The sequence below is a fragment of the Streptomyces sp. ISL-96 genome (assembly GCF_018614035.1).
GTDB lineage: Bacteria > Actinomycetota > Actinomycetes > Streptomycetales > Streptomycetaceae > Streptomyces.
The window spans coordinates 1-26,871 of record NZ_JAGGPA010000015.1; the positions used below are offsets into that span (position 1 = coordinate 1).

The following is a 26,871-nucleotide window of genomic DNA, read 5'->3' on the forward strand; positions in this document are numbered from 1 at the left end:
GAATTAACCAACAGCGTCCGCTGTCTGTGGTCCGGGCCCTGCGGCAGCTGTACGTATAGCCGCCTACGTGCGTCAGCTCTGCGCGTCCTGCGTGTCCTGGGCGTCCTGACCGCCGTCGGCGGCCGCCTCGACGCCCTCTTCCCCGGCGGCGCGCTCACGCATCTTGCGCAGCAGCTCCTCCTTGTGGTCGGACGCGAGCTTGCGGTCGGCGTTGCGCGTGGGGCCGTTGTCCGCGACCTCGGCGCGGGACATCCTCTTGCGCTGCCCGCCTACACCGAGAAGGTTGTTGCGGCTCTTTGCCACGGGGTTCTCCCGAAAGTGATGAGAAGTGATCTGCGGATTCGTCTGGTGGGGGGCGGACGTGGGATCCGCCGCGCGCTCACTCGTAGATCTGGAAGAACATGCATGCGACATTACCGGGCGGTGGGACCGCCGGGCACCAGATTTTTCTTTCGCGGGGGCGGGAGCGGCCCGCCGGCTCAGGTCCGCGAACCCGCCGGGTCCACCGTCGCCTGGTGAGCATCCGCGAGGTGCTCCTCGGCCTTGAGCCACGGCAGGAACTGTACCCCCTTGCGCCAGCCGCACGTCCCGCAGTTCAACGAGCGCTGTATGCCGATGCGTTGGACCTCGACCACATGCTCACGGCCGTGCTGATCCCATTTGCGGACCTTGCTGCCGGTCGTCGGCGACATCACGCCTCCCTGCTGTGCGTCGGCCCCAGTGTGCCCGAAGACCCCGGCTCCGCCGTGCGGAACCGGGGTCTTCGGGACGTACGCCCAGGTCAGCAGCCGAGGAGGCGGCCGCCCAGGTACGACTGGATCTGGTCCAGCGAGACGCGCTCCTGCTTCATGGTGTCGCGCTCGCGCACCGTCACCGCGTTGTCGTCGAGGGTGTCGAAGTCGACGGTCACGCAGAACGGCGTACCGATCTCGTCCTGACGGCGGTAGCGGCGGCCGATGGCGCCGGCGTCGTCGAACTCGATGTTCCAGTTCTTGCGCAGGTCGGTCGCCAGGCCCTTGGCCTTCGGCGACAGCTGCGGGTTGCGGGACAGCGGCAGAACGGCGACCTTGACCGGCGCCAGACGCGGGTCGAGGCGCATCACGGTGCGCTTCTCCATGACGCCCTTGGCGTTCGGCGCCTCGTCCTCGATGTACGCGTCGAGCATGAAGGCGAGCATGGCGCGGTTCACACCGGCTGCCGGCTCGATGACGTACGGAGTCCAGCGCTCGCCGGCCTCCTGGTCGAAGAACGACAGGTCCTGGCCCGAGGCCTTGGAGTGCGCCTTGAGGTCGAAGTCGGTGCGGTTGGCCACACCCTCCAGCTCCGAGAACTCACTGCCGCCGAAGTTGAAGCGGTACTCGATGTCGGCGGTGCGCTTCGAGTAGTGCGACAGCTTCTCCGCCGGGTGCTCGAACCAGCGCATGTTCTCCTCACGGAGACCAAGCTCGCGGTACCAGCTCCAGCGCTGCTCCATCCAGTATTCCTGCCACTGCTCGTCCTCGCCCGGCTTGACGAAGAACTCCATCTCCATCTGCTCGAACTCGCGCGTGCGGAAGATGAAGTTGCCCGGAGTGATCTCGTTCCGGAAGGACTTGCCCATCTGCGCGATGCCGAACGGCGGCTTCTTGCGCGAAGTCTGCTGGACCTGGGCGAAGTTGGTGAAGATGCCCTGCGCGGTCTCGGGACGCAGGAAGGCGCGCGAGCCGGTGTCCTGGGTCGGGCCGAGGTGCGTCTCCAGCATGCCGGAGAACTGCTTGGGCTCGGTGAACTGGCCCTTGGTGCCGCAGTGCGGGCAGTTGATGTCGGCAAGACCGTTCTCGGGGGCACGGCCGTTGTGCTTGGCCTCGTACGCCTCGATCAGGTGGTCCGCGCGGTGACGCTTGTGGCAGGCGGTGCACTCGGTGAGCGGGTCGGAGAACGTCGCGACGTGACCGGACGCCTCCCACACCTCGGGCGCCAGGATCACCGAGGAGTCGAGACCGACGACGTCCTCGCGCGCGATGACCATGGAGCGCCACCACTGGCGCTTGATGTTCTCCTTGAGCTCGACACCCAGCGGTCCGTAGTCCCAGGCGGCCCGGGAGCCGCCGTAGATCTCACTGCACGGGTAGACGAAGCCACGGCGCTTGCTCAGGCTGACGATGGTGTCGATCTTGTCGGCGGCCACGGTGCTCTCTTCATTACGACGACGACGAACGCGAATGATTCAGATTACCGGCGCTCGTACCCCCAGTATCAAATCGATACCCGGGTAAGGGATCACAGCGGCGGTCCGGGCCCAGATCACATCCCACTTTATTGACAATCGTTTCCAGTTTAGTTGAAAATGGGAGTCATGAACGTACGTCGACTCCGCCTCATACCCACCGCCGCGACCGCCGCAGCCGCAGCGCTCGGCCTGCTCTCCGTGAGCGCCTGCTCCTCATCCTCCGGCGCCGCCGACAAGAACGGCGAGGGCAAGCTCGACGTGGTCGCGTCGTTCTACCCCATGCAGTACCTGGCCGAGGAGATAGGCGGCGAACACGTCGACGTATCGACCCTCACGAAGCCCGGCGTGGAGCCGCACGACCTGGAGCTCAGCCCGAAGCAGACCGCCGGGCTCGGCGAAGCCGACTTCATCCTCTACCTCAAGGGCCTCCAGCCCGCCGTCGACGAGGCCGTCGCGCAGTCCGGTGTGAAGAACACCGTCGACGCCGCCGGACTCACCCACCTCGAAGAGCACGGCACCGAGGCCGGCCACGACGAGCACGGCGCGGAAGAAGAGCACGCCGAAGAAGAAGGCCACGAGCACTCCGAAGCCGCCGGCGACCCCCACATCTGGCTCGACCCCGTGAAGTACGCCGAAGTCGCCAAGGGCGTCGGCAAGGCCCTGGAGAAGGCCGACCCCGACAACGCGGCGGCGTACAAGAAGAACACCGACGCCCTGGTCGGCAAGCTCGACGGCCTGCACACGAAGTTCGAGAAGGGCCTGAAGAACGCCGACACCCGGACGTTCATCACGACCCACGCCGCCTTCGGCTACCTCGCCGAGCGCTACGACCTCAAGCAGGAGGGCATCAGCGGCCTCGACCCCGACTCCGAGCCCAGCCTCTCCCGCATGAAGGACCTCCAGAAGATCGCCAAGGACGACAAGGTCACCACGGTCTTCTTCGAGACGCTCGTCAGCGACAAGACCGCCAAGACCCTCGCGGGCGACACCGGCCTCAAGACCGACGTCCTGGACCCGCTGGAGGGAATCACGGACAAGTCCAACGGCGATGACTACATCGAGGTCATGGAGTCGAACCTCGCCGCGCTGGAAAAGGCACTCGGCGCGAAGTGAAGCAGCCCACCCCGGCGGCACCGTCGGCAGCATCGGAGGCACGAGCCATGAAGCCACAGCAGCACCCCACAGCGGACCCCGTCATATCCCTGCGCGGTGCCACGGCGACGCTCGGCTCGCGCCCCGTGCTGCGCGGCATCGACCTCACCGTGCACCGCGGTGAGGTCGTCTCGCTGCTCGGCGCCAACGGCTCCGGGAAGTCGACGGCCGTACGCTCCGTGATCGGCCAGGTGCCGCTCACCGGCGGCTCCGTCGACCTCTTCGGTACGCCGCTGCGCCGCTTCCGCGACTGGTCGCGCGTCGGGTACGTACCGCAGCGCACGACCGCCGCGAGCGGCGTCCCCGCGACCGTGTACGAGGTCGTCTCGTCCGGCCGCCTCTCCCGCGCGAAGCTGCGCTGGCCCTCCAGGGCCGACCGCGCCGCCGTGCACCGCGCGATAGAGCTCGTCGGCCTCGCGGACCGCACCAAGGACTCCGTGAACGCCCTGTCCGGCGGCCAGCACCAGCGCGTCCTCATCGCGCGGGCACTCGCCTCCGAGCCGGAGTTGCTGATCATGGACGAGCCGATGGCGGGCGTCGACCTGGTCAGCCAGGAGGTCCTCGCCGCGACCCTGCGCGAGCAGGTCATCGCGGGTACGACCGTCCTCCTCGTCCTGCACGAACTCGGCGCCCTGGAGCCGCTGATCGACCGCGCGGTGGTCCTGCGCGACGGCTGCGTCACCCACGACGGCCCGCCCCCCGAGTCGCTGGGCCAGCACGCGCTGCCCGGCCACGACCACGTACATCCGCACTCGGATTCCGAGCCTGTCCGGACGGGACTGCTGACGTGATCATCATCGAGATGCTCGAAACGCCCATGATGCAGCGGGCCCTGCTCGCCGCCGTCCTCGTCGGCATCACCGCCCCCGCCGTCGGCATCTACCTGGTGCAGCGCCGTCAGGCCCTGATGGGCGACGGCATCGGCCACGTCGCGATGACCGGCGTAGGCCTCGGCTTCCTCCTCAGCACCAACCCGGTGTGGATGGCCGCGCTCGTCTCGATCGCCGGCGCCGTCGCGATGGAACTGATCCGCTGGTACGGCCGCATGCGCGGCGACATGGCGCTGGCGATGCTGTTCTACGGCGGCATGGCGGGCGGCGTCATGCTGATGCACCTGGCGCCGAACGGCTCCAACTCCAACCTCACCTCGTACCTCTTCGGCTCGCTGGCGACCGTCTCGGCCGAGGACGTCACCGCGATCTGCCTGCTCGCCGGCTTTGTGATGCTGGTCACCATCGGTCTGCGGCGCCATCTCTTCGCGGTCAGCCAGGACGAGGAGTTCGCGCGGGTGACCGGTCTGCCCGTACGCGCCCTGAATCTGCTGATCGCCGTCACGGCGGCCGTCACGGTCACCGTGGCGATGCGCGTCGTCGGACTGCTGCTGGTCAGCGCGCTGATGGTGGTGCCGGTGGCGGCGGCGCAGCAGATCACCCGGTCGTTCAAGGTCACGTTCGTTGTGGCCGTGGCCATCGGCACTCTCGTGACACTCACGGGCACGGCCGCCTCGTACCAGTACGAGGTGCCGCCGGGCGCGACCATCGTGCTGCTGGCCATCGCCGCCTTCTTCGTACTGACGGCACTCGCCGCACCGCTCGCCAGGCGGCGGGCGCGGGCGCTGAGCGCGGCGGAGGAGGCGGCCGCGGCCGGCTGTAGCGTGGAGGCGGGCGGACTGCCGGACGGCTCCCGCCCCGCCAACGGCGTCAAGGTCTGACCGCCGCTCGGCAACGACCTGGCAGAATGGCCCGACATACGTACGGGCGACCAGAGGAGGCACCTGTGACCACTGCGGGAACCCCATCCCCGGTGCGTGGCCGGTCCACCCGGCAGCGGGCCGCCGTAGCGGCGGCGCTCGACGAGGTGGACGAGTTCCGCAGCGCGCAGGACCTTCACGACATGCTCAAGCACCGGGGCGACTCGGTCGGGCTGACCACTGTCTACCGCACCCTGCAGTCCCTCGCCGAGGCCGGTGAGGTCGACGTACTGCGCACCAGCGAGGGCGAGGCGGTGTACCGGCGCTGCTCGACCGGCGAGCACCATCACCACCTGGTGTGCCGGGTCTGCGGCAAGGCCGTCGAGGTCGAGGGCCCCGCGGTGGAGAAGTGGGCCGAGGCGATCGCGGCCCAGCACGGCTACGTGAACGTGGCGCACACCGTGGAGATCTTCGGTACGTGCGTGGAGTGCGCGGCGGCGGCTGCCTGAGGCGATACGAGAGCGGGCCCGCACCGAACCTTCGGTGCGGGCCCGCTCTCGTACCCGAGGCGTCTCAGAGCCGCCGCAGGTTCCGATCGAGGATCGCCAGCAGCCGCTCGGCGTCTTCCGGGGCCCCGAGCCCTCGCTTGGGAAGGACCTCCAGGCAGAGGATGTTCGGATCCCGGCTGAGCAGCACGACGTGGTCGCGGGTCTCCCGGTAGCCCCGGAAGAGCGACCAGCGCACGGTCAGGGTGACGTACTCGTTGGTGGCCGAGACGCCCGCCTCGGTGACGGTCGTACGGTATTCGCCCTGCCATTTCACGATGCGCAGCACCTGGTTGGCCTGGAGGTGCGGAACCGACCAGAGGAACAGGACGAGCAGTCCGCACAGCAGGACGTTCGACGCCTGCGGCCCGCCGGGTGCCACCACCAGCAGCAGGCCGAAGCCCGTGAACAGCGCCATCACCGCCCCCCGGAGCACATTGAGCCGCCGGATGGCGTCGCGCACTCGGATGCCCGCCAGAATGTCGCCGCGCGTCGGCCGGTAGGTCAGCTCGACGATCTCCGCGGCTTGAGTGGTGTCCCGCCCCTGATGATCCATGGGGCGGGATCCTAGCCACGTCCTCCGACAGGCCCTGCGCCGCCCTACATGCTGCCCGCGGCGAGCTGCTCCTCGTTCGGGACGGCGCCGCCGAAGCGGCGGTCGCGGGAGGCGTATTCGGCGCAGGCGCGCCACAGGTCGCGGCGGTCGAAGTCCGGCCACAGGACGTCCTGGAAGACCATCTCGGCGTACGCGCTCTGCCAGATCAGGTAGTTGGACGTGCGCTGCTCGCCACTCGGGCGTACGAAGAGATCCACATCCGGCATGTCCGGGTAGTACATGTACTTGGCGAAGGTCTTCTCATTGACCTTCGACGGGTCCAGCTTGCCCGCCGCGACATCCCGCGCAATCGCCTGCGCCGCGTCCGCGATCTCCGCGCGCCCGCCGTAATTGACGCAGAAGTACAGAGTCATGGCGTCGTTGTTCTTGGTCTGCTCCTGGGCGACCTGGAGCTCCTGGACGACGGACTTCCACATCTTCGGCATCCGCCCGGTCCACCGAATGCGAATCCCGAGCTCGTCCATCTCATCCCGGCGGCGGCGGATGACGTCCCGGTTGAAGTTCATGAGGAAGCGCACCTCGTCGGGCGAGCGCTTCCAGTTCTCAGTGGAGAAGGCATACAGAGACAGGTTCTTGACGCCCATTTCGAGGCAGCCCTTGAGTACGTCGAGAACGACGCCCTCGCCCACCTTGTGGCCCTCCGTGCGCGGCAGCCCGCGCTCCTTCGCCCAGCGGCCGTTGCCGTCCATGACGACCGCCACATGCTCCGGCACCAGCTCGCCGGGGATCTTCGGCGGCCGCGCACCGGACGGGTGCGGCTCCGGCGTCTTGTATTCGCGCCGGTTACGGCCGAGAATCCCGCGTCGTGCCATGAGCTTGTCTCCCTCTACCCGTCTCTACTTCTCTACGTACCGCAGCGAGCGCAGTCCGCGCTCCAAGTGCCAGTGGAGATACGCCGACACCAGCCCGCTCCCCTCCCTGACGTGCCTGGGCTCGCAGGCGTCCGCCGTCGCCCAGTCCCCCGTGAGGAGCGCGCTGAGCAGACCGATGGCCTCGCCCGAGGGTACGACGCTTCCGGGCACCCGGCAGTCGCCGCATATGACGCCGCCGGCGGCGACCGAGAAGAACCGGTTCGCCCCGTCGAGGCCACAGCGCGCGCAGTCGGTGAAGCTGGGCGCGTAGCCGTTGACGGCGAGGGAGCGCAGCAGGAAGGCGTCCAGGATCAGATTGGGGGCGTGCTCGCCGCGCGCGAGGGTGCGCAGGGCGCCGACGAGCAGCAGGTACTGCTGTACGGCCGGTTCGCCCTCGTGGTCGGTGAACCGCTCGGCGGTCTCCAGCATCGCGGTGCCGGCGGTGTACCGGCCGTAGTCGGTGACGATCCCTCCACCGTACGGAGCGATGGTTTCGCTCTGCGTACACAGCGGCAGGCCGCGCCCGACGAGTTCGCTGCCGCGCGAGAAGAACTGCACGTCGACGTGCGAGAAGGGTTCGAGCCGCGCCCCGAATTTCGACTTGGTCCGCCGGACGCCGCGCGCGACGGCGCGTACGCGGCCGTGACCGCGAGTGAGCAGGGTGATGATCCGGTCCGCCTCACCCAGTTTCTGGGTGCGCAGCACGATGCCGTCGTCGCGGAACAGGCTCATGAGCCCATTCTCGCCCACGCCACGCACCCCCTCATCCACGCCCTCCCTGGCTCCGCCATCCCGGTCACCGCCCGCGCCGGCTGAGGGCGTTTGCCGCCGCGACCTTGGCATGCATGATCTCGACGACGGTGGCGGGCCGTGCGTCGTCCGGGTCGCAGCCCCATTCCCGGCCCCCACCGACGGGCCGCAGCTGAAGACAAGGCCCGTCGTGGCCCATGACGCATCCGACACGTCCGGTGCACGTATCGATGACGAAGTCGCCTTCTTCCATTCCTACTGACACCATGCGGCCCCTCTTTCTTCTTTCCTGTACTTCGGCTGTTCCGCTCTCCACATTGAGGCCGCGAATCTAGAATCGGCAGAGCGGAAGTTTCTACAACTCACCAGTAGCCCAAGGGAGTTGCCCCAGGCATAGCTGGGCATGCGGGTGTTTGTGTCGGGGGCGTACATCGGGCAGTTCGAATTGGCGATTCGAAAGCCGCAATTTGACGCGGCGGAACGGATCGCCCTCCTCGCCAGCGCCGCCAGCTGGGCCGCGTTCATCAAGGGAACCTATGAGCGGCCATAAGTACCGCTTATGAGGTCATAGGCCGGGGTCAGGTACCTGAACGGGCATTTCGCTGCCTAGGGTGACGCAGGAGACAGTTGTCCGACTGTCGGTTTGTCCAGTACTCGCCGCTCGAAGGGAACCCCCATGCCCCGCCCCCTCCGGATAGCCATCGTCGGTGCCGGCCCCGCCGGTATCTACGCCGCCGATGCTCTGCTGAAATCCGAGGCGGCCGCCGAGCCGGGCGTGTCCATCGACCTCTTCGAACGGATGCCGGCGCCCTTCGGGCTGATCCGTTACGGCGTCGCACCCGACCACCCCCGCATCAAGGGCATCATCACCGCCCTGCACCAGGTGCTCGACAAGCCGCAGATCCGCCTCTTCGGCAACGTCGACTACCCCTCCGACATCGGCCTGGACGACCTCCGCGCGTTCTACGACGCCGTGATCTTCTCCACCGGCGCCAGCGCCGACCGTGCGATTGACATACCCGGCATCGACCTCGACGGCTCCTACGGCGCCGCCGACTTCGTCTCCTGGTACGACGGCCACCCGGACGTCCCCCGCACCTGGCCGCTGGACGCCGAGAAGGTCGCCGTACTCGGCGTCGGCAATGTCGCCCTCGACGTGGCCCGCATCCTCGCGAAGACGGCCGACGAACTCCTCCCCACCGAGATCCCGCCGAACGTCTACGACGGCCTCGCCGCCAACAAGGCCCGCGAGATCCACGTCTTCGGACGGCGCGGACCGGCGCAGGCGAAGTTCAGTCCGATGGAGCTGCGCGAGCTGGACCACTCCCCCACCATCGAAGTCATCGTCAACCCCGAGGACATCGACTACGACGACGGCAGCATCGCCACCCGCCGCGCCAACAAGCAGGCCGACATGGTCGCGAAAACGCTCGAAAACTGGGCGATCCGTGACGTGGGCGACCGCCCCCACAAGCTCTTCCTGCACTTCTTCGAGTCGCCCACCGAGGTCGTCGGCGAGGACGGCAAGGTGGTCGGACTCCGCACCGAGCGCACCCGGCTCGACGGCACCGGCAACGTCACAGGAACCGGCGAGACCCAGACCTGGGACGTACAGGCCGTCTACCGTGCGGTCGGCTACCTCTCCGACGAGCTCCCGAAGCTCCCCTTCGACTTCACCACCGGCACGGTCCCGCACGAGGGCGGCCGCGTCATCGAGGCGGGCGAGCACCTTCCGTCGACGTACGTCACCGGGTGGATCAAGCGCGGCCCGGTCGGCCTCATCGGCCACACCAAGGGCGATGCGAACGAGACGGTCGCCAACCTGCTGGCGGACCACAACGCGGGCCGTCTGGCGGCCCCCGCCGCGCCCGCCGAGGACGCCGTCGTGGCCTTCCTCGACAGCAGCAGTGTCCAGTACACAACCTGGGACGGCTGGCACCACCTCGACAGCGCCGAGCGCGCGCTGGGCGCCGCAGAGGGCCGCGAGCGCGTGAAGATCGTCGACCGCGAGGCGATGCTGAAGGCGAGCGAGGCCCCGACCGAGGCCTGACACGACCGCAGGTCAAAGCCGCCTTCCGGCTCTCCGGGAGGCGGCTTTGCCGTACCCCCGCCGTACGACCACCCACGACACCACGAAGAACACCGGCAGGCTGATCCCCAGCAGCGTCGCGGCACCAGTGAACGCACTCGTCACAAGGTCACCGTCCAGGTGGGCCACACCCTGGTAGTAGCCGGCCACGACGACCATCAGCAGCACGTATCCGCCGACCGCGGTGCCGACCACCTGACGGACCACGCCGGGCCATCCCCGTCTCCTGGCAGCCCGAGCGGGCCTTACCGACTGTCGGCGCTGCAGGCGCAGGCCGACGGCGAGGTACCCCACGACCAGCAGGTAGCCGATCAGCATGAGGGCGATGTTCAGCGCGAGGGGAAGCACGGGAGGCGCCCTCCGACCCACTGATGAGGTGTCAAGACGGGTCCTGGAGGAGGAAGTGCCAGCCGCGTACGAAGGTGTGCCACCCCCACCACAGCCACAGCGCGAAGAGCGTCCACCGCCCCACGGGATAGCGCATGACGGCGTCAACGGCGTCGCTGAGGGTGGGAAAGCTGTCACCGGCCCGGATCAGACCGATGCCCTCCCAGGCGAAGATGGCGCCGAACAGAACCGCCCAGACGAGATACCCGATCACCGGATGCGCCGCCACCGCCGACCTCCCACGCTCATACGAGTTCGCGCACTGCCAGACCGATCATCCGCCACGACTGGCAGGAACGGCCGGATGCGGCGCGCGATACGTGAGGTGCCCTCCGGGGGGCGTCGTGGCGGGCGGGCGGCTGACGGTACGCGGGCTCCCTTACTCCCTGGGGAGTAAGGAGGGATCGATTCAGGATCGATTCAGGAAGGTGTACGCGCCGTCGCCAGCAGCCGGGCCGTGTCATCCGGGCAGATCAGCAGCGCGCCGCCGACGATCGCCAGTACCTCCCGCTCGGCCGGGCTGTACGGGCCGTCGGCGAGGGCGATCCGGGCACCTTGCAGCAGGATCGATTCGCGGCCGCCGGGGGCGAGGTGCGGGGCCAGCGGTTCCAGGGCCTCGTGCAGTTCGATCGCGAGCGCGGCGCCGCAGGGCTCACTGGTGCCCTCGTACGCCCCGGGAAGGCGGCCGGTGTCGGCGGCGAGGGCGTCGATGAGGGTGGTGAGCTGGTCCTCGGTGCATTCGTCGTACCCGGCGGCGCGCACCGCGGCGACGGCGGTCACCCTGACCGTACGGGAGGACGTGCCGCCCGCGGCGAGGACGGCGAGGGCGACGGTGTGGACGGCGTCGCGGAGCATCGCGGAGAAGCGGACGGTGGTGGGGTGGTCGAGCGCCTCGGTGCCGAAGCGGCCCTGACAGGCGGCGCATTCGATGACCGGGCCGGCGTAACCGCGCGGCAGCAGCGGGATGCCGAGGACGGTGAAGCGTCTGCGCCCGGTCCGGCGGCGGTAGTTGCGGTCACCGCCGCAATCCGGGCAAAAGAAGTCACCGTCGCCGACGGTGTTCCATGCGGTGCGAATGCCCCATACGCATTGTTTCCGCCCTCGGGCTGGCAGCACTTCGCACCTCCGTAACGCTCCGGCAACACTGCCGCGTTGCCGTGATGTTAGCCACATCACCGACGCCGCGTCAGCACCCTCCCGCGCCAAGAGGAACGCAAAACGCCGGGCGTGGCCGAAAATCGACCCGCCCGGCGCTTGAGAACCGGAGCCTGGAAGCCTTAGCCCCTTAGCGCGTGGCCCTGTTCACGGCCGAAACGACCGCCTTCAGCGACGCGCGCGTGGTGTTGGCGTCGATACCGATGCCCCACATGACCTTGCCGTCGATCGCGCACTCGATGTACGACGCGGCCTGGGCGCTCGCGCCCTCGCTCATCGTGTGCTCCTGGTAGTCCAGCAGCCTGGCGTCGACGCCGACCGCGCTCAGCGCCTCGAAGAAGGCCGAGATCGGGCCGTTGCCGGTGCCGGTCAGCACCGTTTCCACGCCGTCCACGACCGCCTCGACGGTCAGCGTGTCCTGGCCGTCCGTGTCGGTCGTGGTCTGGCCGGAACGCAGCTGGATCCGGCCCCACGCGTTCTCGGCGTTCGGCAGGTACTCGTCCTGGAAGACCGACCAGATCGCCTTCGGCGTGACCTCGCCGCCCTCGGCGTCCGTCTTGGCCTGGATGATCCGCGAGAACTCGATCTGCATGCGGCGCGGCAGGTCCAGCTTGTGGTCGTTCTTCAGGACGTACGCGATCCCGCCCTTGCCGGACTGCGAGTTGACCCGGATGACCGCCTCGTACGAGCGGCCCACGTCCTTCGGGTCGATCGGCAGGTACGGCACGGCCCACTCGATGTCGTCGACCGTCTTGCCCGCGGCGGCCGCCTCGGCCTCCATCGCGTCGAAGCCCTTCTTGATGGCGTCCTGGTGGGAGCCGGAGAAGGCGGTGTAGACCAGGTCGCCCGCGTAGGGGTGGCGCGGGTGGACCTCCATCTGGTTGCAGTACTCGGACGTCCGGCGGATGTCGTCGATCTGCGAGAAGTCGATCTGCGGGTCGACGCCCTGGGAGAAGAGGTTCATGCCCAGCGTCACCAGGTCGACGTTGCCCGTCCGCTCGCCCTGCCCGAACAGGCAGCCCTCGATACGGTCGGCGCCCGCCATGATCGCCAGCTCGGCGGCGGCGACGGCGGTGCCCCGGTCGTTGTGCGGGTGCACGGACAGGCAGATGTGCTCACGCCGGGACAGATTCCGCGACATCCACTCGAACCGGTCCGCGTGCGTGGACGGCGTGGAGCGCTCGACGGTGGCCGGCAGGTTCAGGATGATCTCCCGGCCCTCCTCCGGCTGCCATACGTCGCAGACGGCCTCGCAGATCTCCAGGGCGAAGTCCAGCTCGGTGTCGGTGAAGATCTCCGGGCTGTACTGGTAACCGAAGATCGTCTCCGGGCCCAGCAGCTTGTCGGCGTACTCCATGACCAGCCGCGTGCCGTCCACGGCGATCTGCTTGACCTGCTCCTTGGAGCCGCGGAAGACCACGCGGCGGAAGGTCGGCGCGGTGGCGTTGTACAGGTGCACGGTGGCGCGCCGCGCACCGACCAGCGATTCGACGGTCCGCTCGATCAGCTCTTCGCGCGCCTGGGTCAGGACGGAGATCGTCACGTCCTCGGGGATCGCGCCCTCTTCGATGATGGAGCGTACGAAGTTGAAGTCGGTCTCGCCGGACGACGGGAAGCCGACCTCGATCTCCTTGTAGCCAATGCGTACGAGCAGGTCGAACATCTCGCGCTTGCGGGCGGGGCTCATGGGGTCGATCAGGGCCTGGTTGCCGTCGCGCAGGTCGGTGGACAGCCAGCGGGGCGCCTTGGTGATGCGGCGGTCCGGCCAGGTGCGGTCGGGGATGTCCACGGCTTCGTACTTGCCGTACTTGTGGACCGGCATCCCGGACGGCTTCTGCAGCTGCGTCGCGTTGGTGATCGGCGTGGGGCGGCCAACAGGGGCGTTCATCGCGTAGGGCTCCTCGGTGTCCTGCAAAGGGGACGGCCGACGGTGTCGCTGCAGCACCAGACTCCGCGGGGAGGGGGTCGGCCTATAACTACAGACCCTCGCCGCGGCAGCTAAGGAGGAGCAGCCCGTAACGCATGATGTGCCGCAGCCTAGCCGAGGGAAGCCGGAATTGCCGGTCCCGTATCAGTATGCGGGACCGCTTCCCCGATAACGGGCGGGTAACGGGCGAAAGTGATCCATCACTCGATTTCATCAATCATGGTCGCAAGTAGTGACAGTGAGGTGACGCAGTGCCACATTGCGGCCATGAAGGCCACACACCCCGTGTTCTGCACCATCGTGCCGCCCCACGTCCTCGACAAGCTCGCCCAGGCCCAGGACCCCGCGCTCGCGGGCCCCGCCCGCCGGACCCTCGAAGCGGACGCCGCGCAGCGCACCCATCGCCGGCTCACCACGGTGCTCGGCGCGCCGCCGGCCGCCGCGCCGGACGGCGGCGCGGCCGCGAACACACCGCACCGCACGCTCTACGACGCGCAGCACCGCGAGCAGCTGCCAGGGATCAAAGTCCGCGGCGAGGGCGACGAGCCCGGTCAGGACGCGACGGTCAACCGGGCGTACGCGGGGCTGGGTGCGACGTTCGAACTCCTGCTGAAGGCCTTCGAGCGCGACTCCATCGACGGGAACGGGCTGCCGCTCGTCGCGACCGTCCACTACGGCGAGAACTACGGAAACGCCTTCTGGAACGGCGAGCAGATGGTCTTCGGCGACGGCGACGAGATCTTCCGCGACTTCACCCTCCCCGTGGACGTCATCGCCCACGAGCTCGCGCACGGCCTGACGCAGTACACGGCGAACTTCACGTACTTCGGGCAGCCCGGCGCGCTGAACGAATCCGTGTCGGACGTCTTCGGCTCCCTGGTCAAGCAGTACGTCAACGAACAGACCGCCGACCGGGCCGACTGGCTGATCGGCGCGGGCCTGCTGGCCGAGCGCGTCACCGGTGTGGCCCTGCGCTCCATGAAGGCTCCCGGCACGGCGTACGACGACGACGTACTCGGCAAGGACCCGCAGCCCGCGACGATGGACGAGTACGTCCGCACGGGGCGGGACAACGGCGGCGTCCACATCAACTCCGGCATCCCCAACCACGCCTTCTACCTGCTGGCCACCGCCCTCGGCGGCAAGGCGTGGGAGGAGGCCGGCCAGATCTGGTACGACACCCTGACCGCCGGGACCCTCCAGGTCGACGCGAGCTTCGCCGACTTCGCCCGCGCCACGGTGGCCGCCGCGCGCGGCCGTTTCGGTGACGGCAAGGAGCTGGAGGCTCTGCTGAAAGCGTGGTCCACGGTCGGGGTGCCTACCGGCTGAGCCCTATCCGTACTAGAACGGGACGCATGCGAATTGGGGTAAGGCGTACAGGCGGATTCGCCGGCATCGAGCGGTACGCCGAGGTGGACACCTCGGAACGGCCCGACGCGGGCGAGTGGCACGCCCTGGCCGAGGAGGCGGCCGCCGACGGCCGGGGCACGCCGCCCATCGGCGTACCGGACGGATTCAGCTACCAGATCACGATCGACGGGAAGACCGTCTACTGCGCGGATCCACGACTGACCGAGGCGCAGAGCCGGCTCATCTCGCAGGTCTTGAAGGAAGGGGCCTAAAAGGAGGGGCGTGACGGGTCAGCCGGATGATCTGATGCGCGGATGACTTCTGCCACCACCGACCTCCTCACCCGGCTCGAGCGCTACTACGACGCCGTGCCGCGCTCCGTGGCCCGCGCCGAGGACTTCGGGCCGCTGACCCTGTTCGTACGGAACGGGCCGGGCCACCCGTACTACGCCCGGCCGACGCCGGGATGGACCGGCGCTCCGGTGACCGCCACCGATGTGCACAGGGTCCGGGCGCGGCAGCGGGAGCTGGGCGTACCCGAGGCGTTCGAGTGGGTGCCGGAGACGACTCCGGACCTGGGCGCCGCTCTGGAGGAGACCGGCCTGGTGCTGCGGGAGCGCCCGCTGATGCTCCTGGAGGACGAGGGGCTCGCGGCGGCGCCGCACCCGCTGGTACGCGTGCTCGCCGCCGACGATCCGGCACTCCCGGGCGCGCTCGCCGTCCCGCACCTCGCCTTCGCCGACCTCGGTACGGCGGTGGGAGTGGCCGGACCGGACGAACTCGCCGCCATGATCGCAACCCTGAAGGCCGACGACGCCGGCTCGGTGGAGCGCGTCGCGGGGCGAATCCTGGCCGGCGAGTCAGTCGTGGCCGCCGCGGTCGAGGACGGCGTGGTGCTCTGCGCGGGCCAGTACCTTCCGGTGCGTACGGCCACCGAGATAGTCGGCGTGGGCACGCTGCCGTCGGCCCGCCGCCGGGGCCTTGCGGTCGCGGTCACGGCAGCACTGGCCGCGGACGCACGCTCACGCGGCATCGACACGGTTTTCCTGACCGCGACGGACGACGCGGTCGCCCGGATCTACGCCCGGGTGGGCTTCCGGCGCATCGGCACGGCGATGGAGGCGTCGGCCGAATAAGGCCGGACATGGCGAAGCTCTGCGGCGGCCGCGTCCGGCTCATCGCCATCTGACACTTCTCACTCCCCCACTCCCCCCACTCCCCATTGACAGGGTTACCGGCGGTACAGAGCATCTCTGCATGACGACGCCGCCGCGCCAGCTGCCCCGCTTCCCCGTCAACTTCCTCTGGGGAGTGTCGACTTCGGCCCAGCAGATCGAGGGCGCGGTGGACGAGGGCGGGCGGGGGCCGTCCTCGTGGGACGCGTTCGCCGCCGAGCCGGGGCGGTTCAAGGACGGCTCGGACGCGTCCGTGGCGACCGACCACTACCACCGGTATCCCGAGGACGTGGCGCTGCTCAAAGACCTCGGCGTCGGGGCGTACCGCTTCTCCGTGGCCTGGTCGCGGGTGCTGCCGACGGGCGCCGGGGCGGTCAGTAAGGCCGGGCTCGGCTTCTACGACCGGCTCGTCGACGAGCTGTGCGCGGCGGGCGTACGCCCCGTGCCGACCCTCTTCCACTGGGACACCCCGCTCGCGCTGGAGCAGGCCGGTGGCTGGCTGGAGCGGGACACGGCGTACCGGTTCGCGGAGTACGCCGAGGTGGTGGCCGCCAGGCTCGGGGACCGCGTGGAGCGCTGGATCACCCTGAACGAACCGGCCGAGCTGACGCTGCTCGGGTACGGGCTGGGGGAGCACGCCCCCGGCAAGCGGCTGCTCTTCGACGCGCTGCCCGTGGCCCACCACCAGCTCCTGGGGCACGGTCTGGCCGTACAGGCGCTGCGGGCCCGGGGCGGCGGCACGTACAGCATCGGGATCGCGAACTCGCACGGGCCGGTGTGGTCGGCGTCGGAAAGCGACGAGGACAAGGGTGCGGCCGACTTCTACGACCTGCTGCTCAACCGCTTGTTCGCGGATCCGCTGCTGCTCGGACACTATCCGGACGGAATCGACGAGATGCTGCCCGGCCCGGTGGCCGAGGACCTCGGCGTCATCGCGCAGCCGCTCGACCGGTACGGGATCAACTACTACCAGCCGACGCTGGTGGGGGCTCCCGGCCCGGACGCGCCGACCCACTTCGCGGGCATCGGGATACCGCCGGAAATGCCCTTCTCCGTACGGGAGATCGAGGGCCACCCGCGTACCGCCTTCGGCTGGCCGGTCGTCCCCGCCGCGCTGACCGAGCTGCTGACGTCCTTCCGGGACCGGTACGGCGACCGGCTGCCACCCGTGGTCATCACGGAGAACGGCTGCTCGTACGACGGCCTGGACGACCAGGAGCGGATCGCCTTCCTCGACGGCCATCTGCGGGCGCTGCACCGGGCCATGGAGGCGGGCGTCGACGTACGCGGCTACTTCGTCTGGTCGCTGCTGGACAACTTCGAGTGGGCCGAGGGGTACGCCCAGCGCTTCGGCCTCGTCCATATCGACTACGAGACGCTCGCCCGGACGCCGAAGGCGTCGTTCCGCTGGCTGCGGGACGCCTTGCGCGAGCAGCGGGCGCGGGGGTGAGGATCAGAAGCCGAGCTTGCGCAGCTGCTTCGGGTCCCGCTGCCAGTCCTTGGCGACCTTCACGTGCAGGTCGAGGAAGACCGGCGTACCCAGCAGCGCCTCGATGTGCTTGCGCGACTTCGTACCGACGTCCTTCAGGCGCTTGCCCTTGGGGCCGATGATGATGCCCTTCTGGCTGGGGCGCTCGATGTAGACGTTCGCGTGGATGTCGAGGAGCGGCTTGTCGGCCGGGCGGTCCTCGCGGGGCAGCATCTCCTCGACGACGACCGCGATGGAGTGCGGCAGCTCGTCCCGTACGCCTTCGAGGGCGGCCTCGCGGATCAGCTCCGCGACCATCACCATCTCGGGCTCGTCGGTGAGGTCGCCCTCGGGGTAGAGCGGCGGGCTCTCGGGGAGGAGCGGGATGAGCAGGTCGGCTAGGAGCGAGACCTGGCTGCCGGCGACGGCGGACACCGGGACGATCTCCTGCCACTCGAAGCCGAGCTCCTTGGAGAGCTGGTCGATGGCGATGAGCTGTTCGGCGAGCTGCTTGGAGTCGACGAGGTCGGTCTTGGTGACGATCGCGACCTTCGGCGTCTTCTTGATGCCCGCGAGTTCCTTGGCGATGAATTTGTCGCCGGGGCCGAGCTTCTGGTCGGCGGGCAGGCAGAAGCCGATCACGTCGACCTCGGCCCAGGTGGTGCGTACGACGTCGTTGAGGCGCTCGCCCAGCAGCGTGCGCGGCTTGTGCAGGCCCGGGGTGTCGACCAGGATCAGCTGCGCTTCGGGGCGGTGCACGATCCCGCGCACGGTGTGGCGGGTGGTCTGCGGCCGGCTGGAGGTGATGGCGACCTTCTGGCCGACCAGAGCGTTCGTCAGGGTGGACTTGCCCGCGTTCGGGCGGCCGACGAAGCAGGCGAAGCCGGCCCGGTGGGGGGCCTCGGAAGACTGGGTGCGAGCGCTCATGCGTGCCATTCTCCCCGATGTACGCCGTCGGCCCGACCAGTGCCGCCGGGGAGCGCCCCTGCGGGGCCCGCCGGCAGGGCGTCCCGGAGGCTGCTGGGCTCAGAGGTCAGCCCGCCGTCACGCTCACCCGCAGCGCCCCATCCGGCCCCGCCACCAGCACCGGCGTCCCGGGACCGCCAAGGTCACGCACCGCCGCGCGGTCCTCCTCCGACGCCGTGTCCGCGTCCGTCACCACCGCCGCCGCCTCCAGCGACTTCGCCCCGCTCGCGACGGCCATCGCGACCGCCGTCCGCAACGCGCTCAGCTTGAGGGAGTCCAGCTCGACACTCCCGGCGACATACGTCCGCCCCGTCTCGTCCCGCACCGCCGCCCCCTCCGGCACCTCATTACGCGCACGCGCACTGCGCGCCAGCGTGATGATCTTGCGGTCCTCAGGGTCGAGTTCAGTGCTCGGCGTCGTCTCAGTCATGCCCAGAGCATAAGGAAGGAAGCCTGATCAGCCCGCGACCGGGTACAGCGACCCGCGCCGCCCCTCCGGCGATGCCAGCCACTCCAGCTTCGCCGCCGTCTCCGCCTCCGGGAGCGCCGTGTGCAGCACGATCGTCAGGTCGGGGCGGGCCGGCACGCGCAGCTGGGTCGACTCCACGACGAGCGTGCCGACGACCGGATGCTCCATCTCCTTGCGGACCTGCCCGCCGGGCGCGATGTCGCGCCGCTCCCACAGTTCGGCGAACTCCGGCGAGAGTTCCCTCACCTCGTCGACGACCGCGCGAAAGCCCTCGTCGTCCGGCCGGTCCGAGCACGCCGCCCGGTACTGGGCCACGACATTCGCCGCGTTCTGGCTCCAGCTCTTCGCCCTGGAGCGGTAGATCGGGTCGGTGAAGAAAGCGACCAGGCAGTTCTGGGTGATCCCGGGCCGCATGCCCAGGACCGCGCCCGCCGCGTCGTTGTACATGATCGTGTTCCAGTACGCGTCCATGATGTGCGCGGGGTACGGCATCCAGGCCTCGATCAGCCGGCGCAGCCCCGCGCACATGTCGGCATTGCGCGGATCGACCTCCGGCGCGGGCGGGTTCAGCCCGGCCAGGACGTACAGGTGACGGCGCTCCACGCTGCTGAGCCGCAGCACCCGCCCCACCGAGTCGAGCACCTGCGCCGAGACCGTGATGTCCCGGCCCTGCTCCAGCCACTGGTACCAGGAGACGCCGACGCCCGCGAGCACCGCGACCTCCTCCCGGCGCAGTCCGGGCGTACGCCGCCGGGCGCCGCCGTCCGGAAGTCCCGCCTCAGCGGGGCTGACCCTGGCTCGCCTGCTCATGAGGAACTCGCGCAGTTCGCCGAGACGGTGCGCCTTGAGATCGACCGGTGTAGCCACGTACTCCCCCTGTTCTGCGGCTGCCTGGTGGTGGCACCAACAGGATAAGTTCCCGCTCCCCACGGCTATTCCTGCGGCCGCAAGGTGTCGACCATGGCAATCGACACCCCTGTCCCCAGCTCAACTGCCCCCGAAGCGACCGCGACCGCGACGGTGACGGCGACTGCGACCGCGACGCCGCCCAAACTCTCCGGCCGCGCCAAGCTGATCCTTTTCGTGCTGTGCGCCGCCCAGTTCATGGTGGCCCTCGACTTCTCCGTACTGAACGTGGCCCTGCCCGTCCTCGGCAAGGACCTCGGTATGAGCCAGTCCGCGCTCCAGTGGGCAGTAACCGCCTTCGCTCTGCCCTCCGGCGGATTCCTGCTCCTCTTCGGCCGGATCGCCGACCTGTTCGGACGCCGGAAGCTGTTCCTCACCGGCCTCGCCGTCTTCGGCGCGGCCTCCCTCCTCGCCACCTTCGCCTGGGACCCGGCGTCCTTCCTGGCCGGGCGCGCCCTCCAGGGCCTCGGCGCGGCCGCGATCGTGCCGACCGGCATGTCGCTGCTGACCACCACGTTCCCCGAGGGGCCGCAGCGTGACCGCGCGCTGGGCATCAGCGGCACGCTGCTCTCGCTCGGCTTCACCGTCGGCATGGTGCTCGGCGGCGTCATGACCGACACCCTGGGCTGGCGCTCCACGATGGGCCTGCTGGCCGTCGCCGCCGTGATCGTGCTCGTACTCACGCCGGGTCTGCTGTCGGAGTCCCGCCACTCCGAGCGCCCGCGCCTCGACATCCCGGGCGCGGTCACCGTCACGGCCGGTCTGCTGGCACTGATCTACGCCCTGTCGACCGCGGCCGAGCGCGGCTTCGGCGGCGCGGACGTCCTCGTCACCCTGGTCGCCGGCATCGCCCTGCTCACCGCCTTCGTGTACGTCGAGTCCCGTGCCGCAGCGCCCCTCGTCTCGCTGCCGATGCTGCGGCGCCGGACCGTGGCCTGGGGCAACCTCGGCGGCCTGGTCACCTTCTCGATGATGAGCACCGTCGTCTTCGTCCTGACCCTGTACCTCCAGGAAGTGCTCAAGCTCTCCGCCCTTCAGACCGGTCTGATCTTCGGCGTCCAGGGTGTGCTGTCCGCCGTCGCCGGTACGTACGCCCCCAGGCTCATCGGCCGCATCGGCGCCCGCCGCACTCTCGTCGGCTCGCTGCTCGGCCAGGGCCTGTTCGTCGCCGCGCTGCTGGGCATCGGCACCGGGTCGGGGGCGCTGCTGGCGACCGCCGCCGTCTCGCTGGCCAGCATGTGCCACCTGGGCGCGATCATCTCGTACGGCCTGATCGTCACGTCCGGGGTGCCGGACGAGGAGCAGGGGCTGGCGACCGGTCTGGTCACCACGACCCAGCAGGTCGGCCTCACGATCGGCATCCCGCTGCTCGGTGTGCTGGCCACGACGCGGGGCGCGCTCTTCGACGGCGTACGCACGGTCCTCGCCCTGGACGCGGCGCTCGTGGTGGTGGCGGCGGTGCTGGTGGGCGTCGGCCTGCGGACGCGACGGGTGAAGGGCCAGTAGGTGTCAGGCCCGGTCGAGTCGCAGGCGCTCCGCCTTCGGGAGGCCGGCCACCACCAGGTCGTACGAGTCCTCGATCAGCTCCCGGACCATGCGGTCCGGGAGCCGGCCGTCGACGGTGACGGTGTTCCAGTGGCGCTTGTTCATGTGCCAGCCGGGGGCGATCGCGTCGTGGTCGTCGCGGAGTTGGACAGCGATCTCGGGTTCGCACTTGAGGTTGACCTTCAGCGGGCCCGCGTCCAGCGCGCTGAGCGCGAAGAGCTTCCCGAGGACCTTGAAGACCGACATCTCGGGGCCGAAGGGGAATTCCTCCGTCGCCGCGTTGAATTCCAGACAGAACGCCCTGAGCTCTTGCGGCGTCATGCCGCCTCCTTCTCCTCCGGCTCCACCAGGACCGTGACGATCTTGTTCCGGCGGCCGGCCGGGGACTCGGCGGTCAGGCGCAGTGAGCGCCCGTCGGGCAGGTCCACGGTCGCGGACGCGCCCGCGATCGGCACCCGGCCGAGCGCCTTGGCGAGCAGTCCGCCGACGGTCTCGACGTCCTCGTCGTCGTACTCGTCGAAGCCGAAGAGCTCGCCGAGGTCACCGATGTCGAGCCGGGCGGTCACCCGGTAGCAGCCCTCGTCCAGCTCCTCGATCGGCGGCAGTTCACGGTCGTACTCGTCCGTGATCTCACCGACGATCTCTTCGAGGATGTCCTCGATGGTGACGATGCCGGCCGTGCCGCCGTACTCGTCGATGACGACGGCGACGTGATTGCGCTCCTGCTGCATCTCGCGCAGCAGGTCGCCCGCGTTCTTCGTGTCGGGGACGAAGACGGCCGGGCGCATCGCGGTGGAGACCAGGTCGCTCTCCGACTCGCGGTTGATGTGGGTCTTCCTCACCAGGTCCTTGAGGTAGACGATGCCGACGATGTCGTCCTCGTTCTCGCCGGTCACCGGGATACGGGAGAAGCCGGAGCGCAGGGCCAGGGTCAGGGCCTGGCGGATCGTCTTGAAGCGCTCGATCGAGACGAGGTCGGTCCTGGGGACCATGACTTCGCGTACGAGCGTGTCGCCGAGCTCGAAGACGGAGTGCACCATGCGGCGCTCGTCGTCCTCGATCAGGGACTCCTGCTCGGCCAGATCGACCATCGCGCGCAGCTCGGCCTCGCTGGCGAACGGTCCCTTGCGGAAGCCCTTGCCGGGGGTCAGCGCGTTGCCGATGAGGATCAGCAGCTGCGGGATGGGGCCCATGATGCGGGCGAGGGGGAGGAGGACGTACGCGGAGGCGGTGGCCGTGTTCATCGGGTGCTGGCGGCCGATGGTGCGCGGGGAGACGCCTACGGCGACGTACGAGACGAGGACCATCACCCCGATGGCGATGGCCAGCGCCTCCCAGGTCTCGTCGAACTCGCGCAGGCAGGCGTACGTGACGAAGACACCGGCGGCCGTTTCGCAGGCCACCCGTATCAGCAGCGCGACGTTCAGGTAGCGGGTCGGGTCGGAGGCGACCTGCGCCAGCTTGGCGCCGCCGCGCCGGCCGGAGCGTACGGCCTCGGCGGCCCGGAAGGTGGAGACACGGGCGATACCGGCTTCCGCGCAGGCCGCCAGCCAGGCGACCACGACCAGCAGTACGGCGCCGGTGATCAGCTGGGCGGTCATGAAACGGTCGGCGCGGGGGACGGACCGGTCAGGCCCTTCTCCGCTCGCCAGCCGTCGACGATGGCCGCCTGGAGGCCGAACATCTCGGCCTTCTCGTCCGGCTCCTCGTGGTCGTAACCCAGCAGGTGCAGCACGCCGTGGACGGTGAGGAGCTGGAGCTCCTCGTCCATGGAGTGCTGCGTGTCGGCGTCCTCGCCCTGCTTCTTGGCGACTTCGGGGCAGAGCACGATGTCACCGAGGAGCCCCTGCGGGGGCTCCGCGGCGTCATCGTCCCGTGACGGCGGACGCAACTCGTCCATCGGGAAGGACATGACATCGGTCGGGCCCGGGAGGTCCATCCACTGAATGTGGAGCTGCTCCATGGCGGCCGTGTCCACGACGATCACCGAGAGTTCGGAGAGCGGGTGGATCCGCATCCGGGTGAGTGCGTAGCGGGCGATGTCGAGAATCGCCTGCTCGTCGACCTCGGTGCCGGATTCGTTGTTGACGTCGATCGACATGGTGCTGGATCTACCCCTGGTTCAAAGTCACAGCCCGTTTTGGCTGTCGTCGTACTGCTCGTACGCGTCGACGATACGGCCGACCAGCTTGTGCCGTACGACATCCTGCGACGTGAGCCGGGAGAAGTGGACGTCGTCGAGGCCCTCCAGGATGTGCTGGACCTGCCGCAGACCGCTCTTCGTACCGCCCGGCAGGTCGACCTGCGTAACGTCACCCGTGACGACGATCTTCGAGTCGAAGCCGAGCCTCGTCAGGAACATCTTCATCTGCTCGGCGCTGGTGTTCTGCGCCTCGTCCAGGATGATGAACGCGTCGTTCAGGGTGTTGTGGGTCAGCAGGTAGTCCTGGGTGACGTACAGCGAGTCCTCGGCCGCGACCTGGATGCATACCGCCTCCTCACGGCCTGCGGGTTCGATGCTGTCGATGAAGCGCATGGGGCGGCCTCCGCCCCCGGCGGCGTGGTAGGTGTCGCACTTGCGAGCGAGACGGAAGGGCTCGATGCCCTCGGGAAGACGGATATCGACGACGTGGGCGTCGTAGCGGTGCTGGACCTTGCGGCCCTTGGCGAGACCCGGCGTGCGCCCCTCGGCTGCCCGACGGCGGGTGTATGCGACACCGCCCAGCGACTGCACCAGGGAGATGACGTCGTCGCGGAGCACGATCGACGTCGTCGTGTACTGGATGCGGCAGGTGCGGTCCGCCTGCGTGACCGGGCCGCCGTCGGCGTCGAGGAGCCCCTGGAGGACACCCAGCCGTACCTCGGCGGAGTTGTACAGGTACTGATCCGGAACGAACTTGGAGTGCGAACGGGTACGCAGGATGTCCAGCTCACGCAGGATCCGGGTGACCGGGTTTTCCAGAGTTACCACGTCGCCCGGGGCCTTCACGCGGTTCAGGACGTAGTTGGGCCCGCCTCTGTGCCGCACAACGACACCCGTGAGCGAGGCTTCCAGTGCTTCGGCCAGCTCCGCATCCTCCGTGGAGAAGGAGGGTGTGGTGGAGCCCGTCAGGCAGCCGTCGCCCAGCAGCAGGCCCAGCGCGTACGGATCCATGGGGACCTCGCGCTCGGGGAAGCAGACAGGTGCAGTCAGCAGCGGCAGCTCGTACCGGCGTGCGTGTGCCGCGCGGAGGTTGCCGATCATCTCCTTGGTTTCGAGGACCCTCCAGGGCTTGTCGCGGCGACGGTCCGCGGCCGTGCGGACGGTCCAGAGGTGCTCGCCACAACACAGGGTCCAGGAGCCGTCCTGAGCGGTGACGCGGTAGATGTCCTTCTCGCCCTGCGGGAAAACGCCGAGTACCGGGGTCGGCTCACCATTGGAGCCGATGACCAGGTCGCCCACCTGAAGGTCACCGATGGGGCGCCAGCCTTCGGGAGTCAGCACGTTCGTGAAGATCGGCTGCGCCCTACCGCGCATGTATGCCAGCGGCGCGACCTCGATCGTGCCCGCGGCCATCAGGCGCGGGATCGAGTCGGGGTCGAGCATGTCGTGCAGGGCGTCGTAGAGCGGGCGCAGGTACGGGTCGATCTTCTCGTAGAGCGTGCCGGGGAGGAAGCCGAGGCGCTCGCCCGCCTCCACCGCCGGCCTGGTCAGGATGATCCGGGTGACCTGCTTGGACTGCAGGGCCTGGACCGCCTTGGCCATGGCGAGATAGGTCTTGCCCGTACCGGCGGGGCCGATGCCGAAAACGATGGTGTGCTTGTCGATGGCGTCGACGTACCGCTTCTGGTTGAGCGTCTTGGGACGAATGGTGCGACCGCGCGAGGAAAGGATGTTCTGGGTGAGAACTTCCGCCGGGGTCTCGTCCAGGACATCCCCGTTCTCACTCGCTCTGAGCATGGCGATCGAGCGTTCCACTGCGTCCTCCGTCATCGGCAGTCCGGTGCGGAGCACCAGCATCATCTCGGCCAGCAGGCGCTGGATCAGTGCGACCTCCGTCGGGTCGCCGACCGTGCTGACCTCATTCCCCCTGACGTGGATGTCCACATCGGGGAAGGCGTTTTCGATCACGCGCAACAGGGAATCACTGGAACCCAGAACCATCACCATGGGGTGCGTGTCCGGCACGGTGAACTGGGCGCGGGCCTGCGGCTGTGTGGGTGTCTGAGTCATGGGCCGGCACTGTGGCCTGCACATACCTCCCGTTGCAGGGTTCTCGCTGCTCGACAACCTCTGGAACACCAAGCCTACGTCGGTGCACTGACAAGACCGAAGGCTTTTCGGGCGCGGGCCGACAGCCGGTTACCGAGCGGTTGCGTGAGGCCTACGTGGGCCTTACGCAGGCCTCACGCCGGCCTGCGGAAGCCGATCGTGGGCACCGCCCGGCGCAGCGGCCACACGCGGGCGCCCGCCGTGGGCAGCAGTCCGTCGAGGAAGGCGTACCGGCGCAGGGCCTGCGGGTCCTGCCCGTCGACGGCCTGCACCTGCTGCCACCAGGCCGCGATCTCCGACCAGCCGGGCGCCGACAGCGAGCCGCCGAACTCCTGTACCGACAGGGCGGCGGTCAGCCCGGCGAAGGCCAGGCGGTCGGCGAGTGGCCAGCCCGCGAGCGTACCGGTGACGAATCCGGCGACGAAGACGTCACCGGCACCGGTCGGGTCCAGTGCCTCGACTGCGATGGCGGGGACCTCGGCGGTCTCCCCGGTCGAGCCGTCCACGGCGTACGCCCCCTCCGCGCCCAGCGTGACGACGGCGACCGGCACCTTCTCGGCCAGGGCCCGGGCGGCGGCGCGCGGGCATTCGGTGCCGGTGTAGCGCATCGCCTCCTCGGCGTTGGGCAGGAACGCCTCGCAGTGCTCCAGGTCGGTGAGGCCGGCGAGGTCCCAGCGGCCCGTGTCGTCCCAGCCCACGTCGGCGAAGACCTTGGCGCCGCGGCCGGCGGCGGAGGCGATCCACTCCTCGGTCCGGCCGGGGATGAGGGCGGCGATGGCGGCCCGCGCGCGGGGCGGGCAGTCGGGGAAGGGGCCGGGTTCAGCGGGCGGCGGGGCCTCGTGGCCGTGGGAGACCATGGTCCGCTCGCCCTCGTACGCCATGGAGACGGTGACCGGCGAGTGCCAGCCGGGGACTGTCCGTGACATGCGCAGGTCGATGCCTTCGCCGTCGGCCAGCGCGTCCCAGCAGTACTCGCCGTAGTGGTCGTCGCCGAACGCGGCGGCCAGCGACGTACGCAGGCCGAGGCGGGCCAGGGCGGTGGCCATGTTGGCTACGCCGCCTGGGCTGGAGCCCATGCCGCGTGCCCAGGACTCGGTGCCGCGGACGGGGGCGCTGTCAAGGCCGGTGAAGATGATGTCGAGGAAGACCGTTCCGGTGAGGAACACATCGCAGCAGGGTCCGTCGGGCGCGCGGAGCCCGTCCAGGGGGTCGAGGTGCGTGGCCTGGTCCTGCTGCCGGCTGATGTCCGTGGCCGCTGACATGCCCGCCGACGTGCCCGCTGCGTGCTTTCTCACCGTGCTCACCCTGCGCTCCTGTGGTGTGGTGCGGATCCAGGCCAGTGTGCCCGATACGCGTCCATGGGAGCTCG

Annotated in this window: 29 protein-coding genes and 1 pseudogene; 11 read left to right on the forward strand and 19 right to left on the reverse strand. The window is 69.3% G+C overall.

The window, feature by feature from the left end:
* Positions 1-72 precede the first annotated feature (72 nt).
* The 3 genes from J7E96_RS10450 to J7E96_RS10460 form a co-directional block, all read right to left on the reverse strand.
* The gene (locus J7E96_RS10450) at positions 73-303 is read right to left on the reverse strand and encodes a DUF6243 family protein (RefSeq protein WP_215129830.1); all 231 of its coding nucleotides are present in this window, start codon (positions 301-303) and stop codon (positions 73-75) included.
* 176 nt (positions 304-479) lie between these two features.
* Complete coding sequence (locus J7E96_RS10455) at positions 480-692, reverse strand: hypothetical protein (protein ID WP_215129832.1); 213 nt, start codon at positions 690-692, stop codon at positions 480-482.
* A gap of 89 nt (positions 693-781) precedes the next feature.
* Positions 782-2,167 (reverse strand): glycine--tRNA ligase, encoded by a 1,386-nt coding sequence (locus J7E96_RS10460; RefSeq protein ID WP_215129834.1) that lies wholly within the window; start codon positions 2,165-2,167, stop codon positions 782-784.
* 168 nt (positions 2,168-2,335) lie between these two features.
* Between J7E96_RS10460 and J7E96_RS10465 the strand changes: the two genes are divergently transcribed.
* The 4 genes from J7E96_RS10465 (at position 2,336) to J7E96_RS10480 (ending at position 5,560) form a co-directional block, all read left to right on the forward strand.
* Positions 2,336-3,322 carry a metal ABC transporter substrate-binding protein gene (locus J7E96_RS10465; RefSeq protein WP_215129836.1) on the forward strand — a complete coding sequence of 329 codons (987 nt, stop codon included), beginning with the start codon at positions 2,336-2,338 and terminating at the stop codon, positions 3,320-3,322.
* 47 nt (positions 3,323-3,369) lie between these two features.
* Positions 3,370-4,152 (forward strand): metal ABC transporter ATP-binding protein, encoded by a 783-nt coding sequence (locus J7E96_RS10470; RefSeq protein WP_215129838.1) that lies wholly within the window; start codon positions 3,370-3,372, stop codon positions 4,150-4,152.
* Entirely contained in the window at positions 4,152-5,072 is a 921-nt protein-coding gene (locus J7E96_RS10475) for a metal ABC transporter permease (protein ID WP_215130021.1), read from the forward strand. The genes J7E96_RS10470 and J7E96_RS10475 overlap by 1 nt, the downstream gene beginning before the upstream one ends.
* 65 nt (positions 5,073-5,137) lie before the next feature.
* Entirely contained in the window at positions 5,138-5,560 is a 423-nt protein-coding gene (locus tag J7E96_RS10480) for a Fur family transcriptional regulator (protein ID WP_215129840.1), read from the forward strand.
* Positions 5,561-5,624: 64 nt separating this feature from the next.
* Here J7E96_RS10480 and J7E96_RS10485 read toward each other — a convergent pair whose 3' ends face one another.
* The 4 genes from J7E96_RS10485 to J7E96_RS10500 all read right to left on the reverse strand — a co-directional run bounded on the left by J7E96_RS10485 (position 5,625) and on the right by J7E96_RS10500 (position 8,081).
* Positions 5,625-6,152, reverse strand: coding sequence for a YcxB family protein (locus J7E96_RS10485; protein WP_215129843.1), 528 nt, complete (start codon positions 6,150-6,152; stop codon positions 5,625-5,627).
* Positions 6,153-6,196: 44 nt separating this feature from the next.
* Positions 6,197-7,024, reverse strand: coding sequence for an isoprenyl transferase (locus tag J7E96_RS10490; RefSeq protein ID WP_215129844.1), 828 nt, complete (start codon positions 7,022-7,024; stop codon positions 6,197-6,199).
* Between the two features lie 24 nt (positions 7,025-7,048).
* Positions 7,049-7,795 (reverse strand): DNA repair protein RecO, encoded by a 747-nt coding sequence (gene recO, locus J7E96_RS10495; protein ID WP_215129846.1) that lies wholly within the window; start codon positions 7,793-7,795, stop codon positions 7,049-7,051.
* Positions 7,796-7,859: 64 nt separating this feature from the next.
* Positions 7,860-8,081 (reverse strand): hypothetical protein, encoded by a 222-nt coding sequence (locus J7E96_RS10500; protein ID WP_215129848.1) that lies wholly within the window; start codon positions 8,079-8,081, stop codon positions 7,860-7,862.
* A 129-nt stretch (positions 8,082-8,210) separates the two neighbouring features.
* Between J7E96_RS10500 and J7E96_RS37200 the strand changes: the two are divergent.
* Both J7E96_RS37200 and J7E96_RS10505 read left to right on the forward strand, forming a co-directional pair.
* Positions 8,211-8,300, forward strand: a pseudogene (locus J7E96_RS37200) (transcriptional regulator); the annotation flags it as partial.
* A gap of 189 nt (positions 8,301-8,489) precedes the next feature.
* Positions 8,490-9,863, forward strand: a complete 1,374-nt coding sequence (locus J7E96_RS10505; protein WP_215129850.1) for an FAD-dependent oxidoreductase — start codon at positions 8,490-8,492, stop codon at positions 9,861-9,863.
* A gap of 12 nt (positions 9,864-9,875) precedes the next feature.
* Here J7E96_RS10505 and J7E96_RS10510 read toward each other — a convergent pair whose 3' ends face one another.
* The 4 genes from J7E96_RS10510 to leuA form a co-directional block, all read right to left on the reverse strand.
* On the reverse strand, positions 9,876-10,250 hold the full coding sequence (locus J7E96_RS10510) for a DUF6256 family protein (protein WP_215129852.1): 375 nt from the start codon (positions 10,248-10,250) through the stop codon (positions 9,876-9,878).
* Positions 10,251-10,281: 31 nt separating this feature from the next.
* A complete protein-coding gene (locus tag J7E96_RS37205; RefSeq protein WP_215129854.1) occupies positions 10,282-10,518 on the reverse strand; it encodes a DUF6186 family protein in 237 nt (78 codons plus the stop codon).
* 191 nt (positions 10,519-10,709) lie between these two features.
* The gene (locus J7E96_RS10520; protein ID WP_308295901.1) at positions 10,710-11,405 is read right to left on the reverse strand and encodes a TerB family tellurite resistance protein; all 696 of its coding nucleotides are present in this window, start codon (positions 11,403-11,405) and stop codon (positions 10,710-10,712) included.
* A 169-nt stretch (positions 11,406-11,574) separates the two neighbouring features.
* A complete protein-coding gene (gene leuA, locus J7E96_RS10525; RefSeq protein WP_215129856.1) occupies positions 11,575-13,332 on the reverse strand; it encodes a 2-isopropylmalate synthase in 1,758 nt (585 codons plus the stop codon).
* Between the two features lie 306 nt (positions 13,333-13,638).
* On the opposite strand from leuA, the gene J7E96_RS10530 reads away from it, so the two are divergent.
* The 4 genes from J7E96_RS10530 (at position 13,639) to J7E96_RS10545 (ending at position 17,346) form a co-directional block, all read left to right on the forward strand.
* Entirely contained in the window at positions 13,639-14,700 is a 1,062-nt protein-coding gene (locus J7E96_RS10530) for a M4 family metallopeptidase (RefSeq protein ID WP_215129858.1), read from the forward strand.
* Positions 14,701-14,726: 26 nt separating this feature from the next.
* A complete protein-coding gene (locus tag J7E96_RS10535; RefSeq protein WP_215129860.1) occupies positions 14,727-14,993 on the forward strand; it encodes a protealysin inhibitor emfourin in 267 nt (88 codons plus the stop codon).
* 42 nt (positions 14,994-15,035) lie between these two features.
* Positions 15,036-15,857 carry a GNAT family N-acetyltransferase gene (locus J7E96_RS10540; RefSeq protein WP_215129862.1) on the forward strand — a complete coding sequence of 274 codons (822 nt, stop codon included), beginning with the start codon at positions 15,036-15,038 and terminating at the stop codon, positions 15,855-15,857.
* A 121-nt stretch (positions 15,858-15,978) separates the two neighbouring features.
* A complete protein-coding gene (locus tag J7E96_RS10545) occupies positions 15,979-17,346 on the forward strand; it encodes a GH1 family beta-glucosidase (protein ID WP_215129864.1) in 1,368 nt (455 codons plus the stop codon).
* Positions 17,347-17,349: 3 nt separating this feature from the next.
* Here J7E96_RS10545 and era read toward each other — a convergent pair whose 3' ends face one another.
* From era to J7E96_RS10560, 3 genes are all read right to left on the reverse strand, one after another.
* On the reverse strand, positions 17,350-18,291 hold the full coding sequence (era, locus tag J7E96_RS10550) for a GTPase Era (protein WP_215129866.1): 942 nt from the start codon (positions 18,289-18,291) through the stop codon (positions 17,350-17,352).
* A gap of 106 nt (positions 18,292-18,397) precedes the next feature.
* The gene (locus J7E96_RS10555; RefSeq protein ID WP_215129867.1) at positions 18,398-18,760 is read right to left on the reverse strand and encodes a cytidine deaminase; all 363 of its coding nucleotides are present in this window, start codon (positions 18,758-18,760) and stop codon (positions 18,398-18,400) included.
* A gap of 27 nt (positions 18,761-18,787) precedes the next feature.
* A complete protein-coding gene (locus tag J7E96_RS10560; protein ID WP_215130026.1) occupies positions 18,788-19,609 on the reverse strand; it encodes a helix-turn-helix transcriptional regulator in 822 nt (273 codons plus the stop codon).
* A 150-nt stretch (positions 19,610-19,759) separates the two neighbouring features.
* Between J7E96_RS10560 and J7E96_RS10565 the strand changes: the two genes are divergently transcribed.
* Positions 19,760-21,211, forward strand: coding sequence for an MFS transporter (locus tag J7E96_RS10565; protein WP_215129869.1), 1,452 nt, complete (start codon positions 19,760-19,762; stop codon positions 21,209-21,211).
* Positions 21,212-21,214: 3 nt separating this feature from the next.
* Here J7E96_RS10565 and J7E96_RS10570 read toward each other — a convergent pair whose 3' ends face one another.
* The 5 genes from J7E96_RS10570 to J7E96_RS10590 all read right to left on the reverse strand — a co-directional run bounded on the left by J7E96_RS10570 (position 21,215) and on the right by J7E96_RS10590 (position 26,764).
* The gene (locus J7E96_RS10570; RefSeq protein ID WP_215129871.1) at positions 21,215-21,571 is read right to left on the reverse strand and encodes an MmcQ/YjbR family DNA-binding protein; all 357 of its coding nucleotides are present in this window, start codon (positions 21,569-21,571) and stop codon (positions 21,215-21,217) included.
* Complete coding sequence (locus J7E96_RS10575) at positions 21,568-22,851, reverse strand: hemolysin family protein (RefSeq protein WP_215129873.1); 1,284 nt, start codon at positions 22,849-22,851, stop codon at positions 21,568-21,570. Before J7E96_RS10575 ends, J7E96_RS10570 begins: the two co-directional genes overlap by 4 nt.
* Positions 22,848-23,351 carry an rRNA maturation RNase YbeY gene (ybeY, locus tag J7E96_RS10580; RefSeq protein ID WP_215129875.1) on the reverse strand — a complete coding sequence of 168 codons (504 nt, stop codon included), beginning with the start codon at positions 23,349-23,351 and terminating at the stop codon, positions 22,848-22,850. The genes J7E96_RS10575 and ybeY overlap by 4 nt, the downstream gene beginning before the upstream one ends.
* 27 nt (positions 23,352-23,378) lie before the next feature.
* Complete coding sequence (locus J7E96_RS10585; RefSeq protein ID WP_215129877.1) at positions 23,379-25,463, reverse strand: PhoH family protein; 2,085 nt, start codon at positions 25,461-25,463, stop codon at positions 23,379-23,381.
* A 173-nt stretch (positions 25,464-25,636) separates the two neighbouring features.
* Positions 25,637-26,764, reverse strand: coding sequence for a carbohydrate kinase family protein (locus J7E96_RS10590; RefSeq protein ID WP_215130028.1), 1,128 nt, complete (start codon positions 26,762-26,764; stop codon positions 25,637-25,639).
* Positions 26,765-26,871 lie beyond the last annotated feature (107 nt).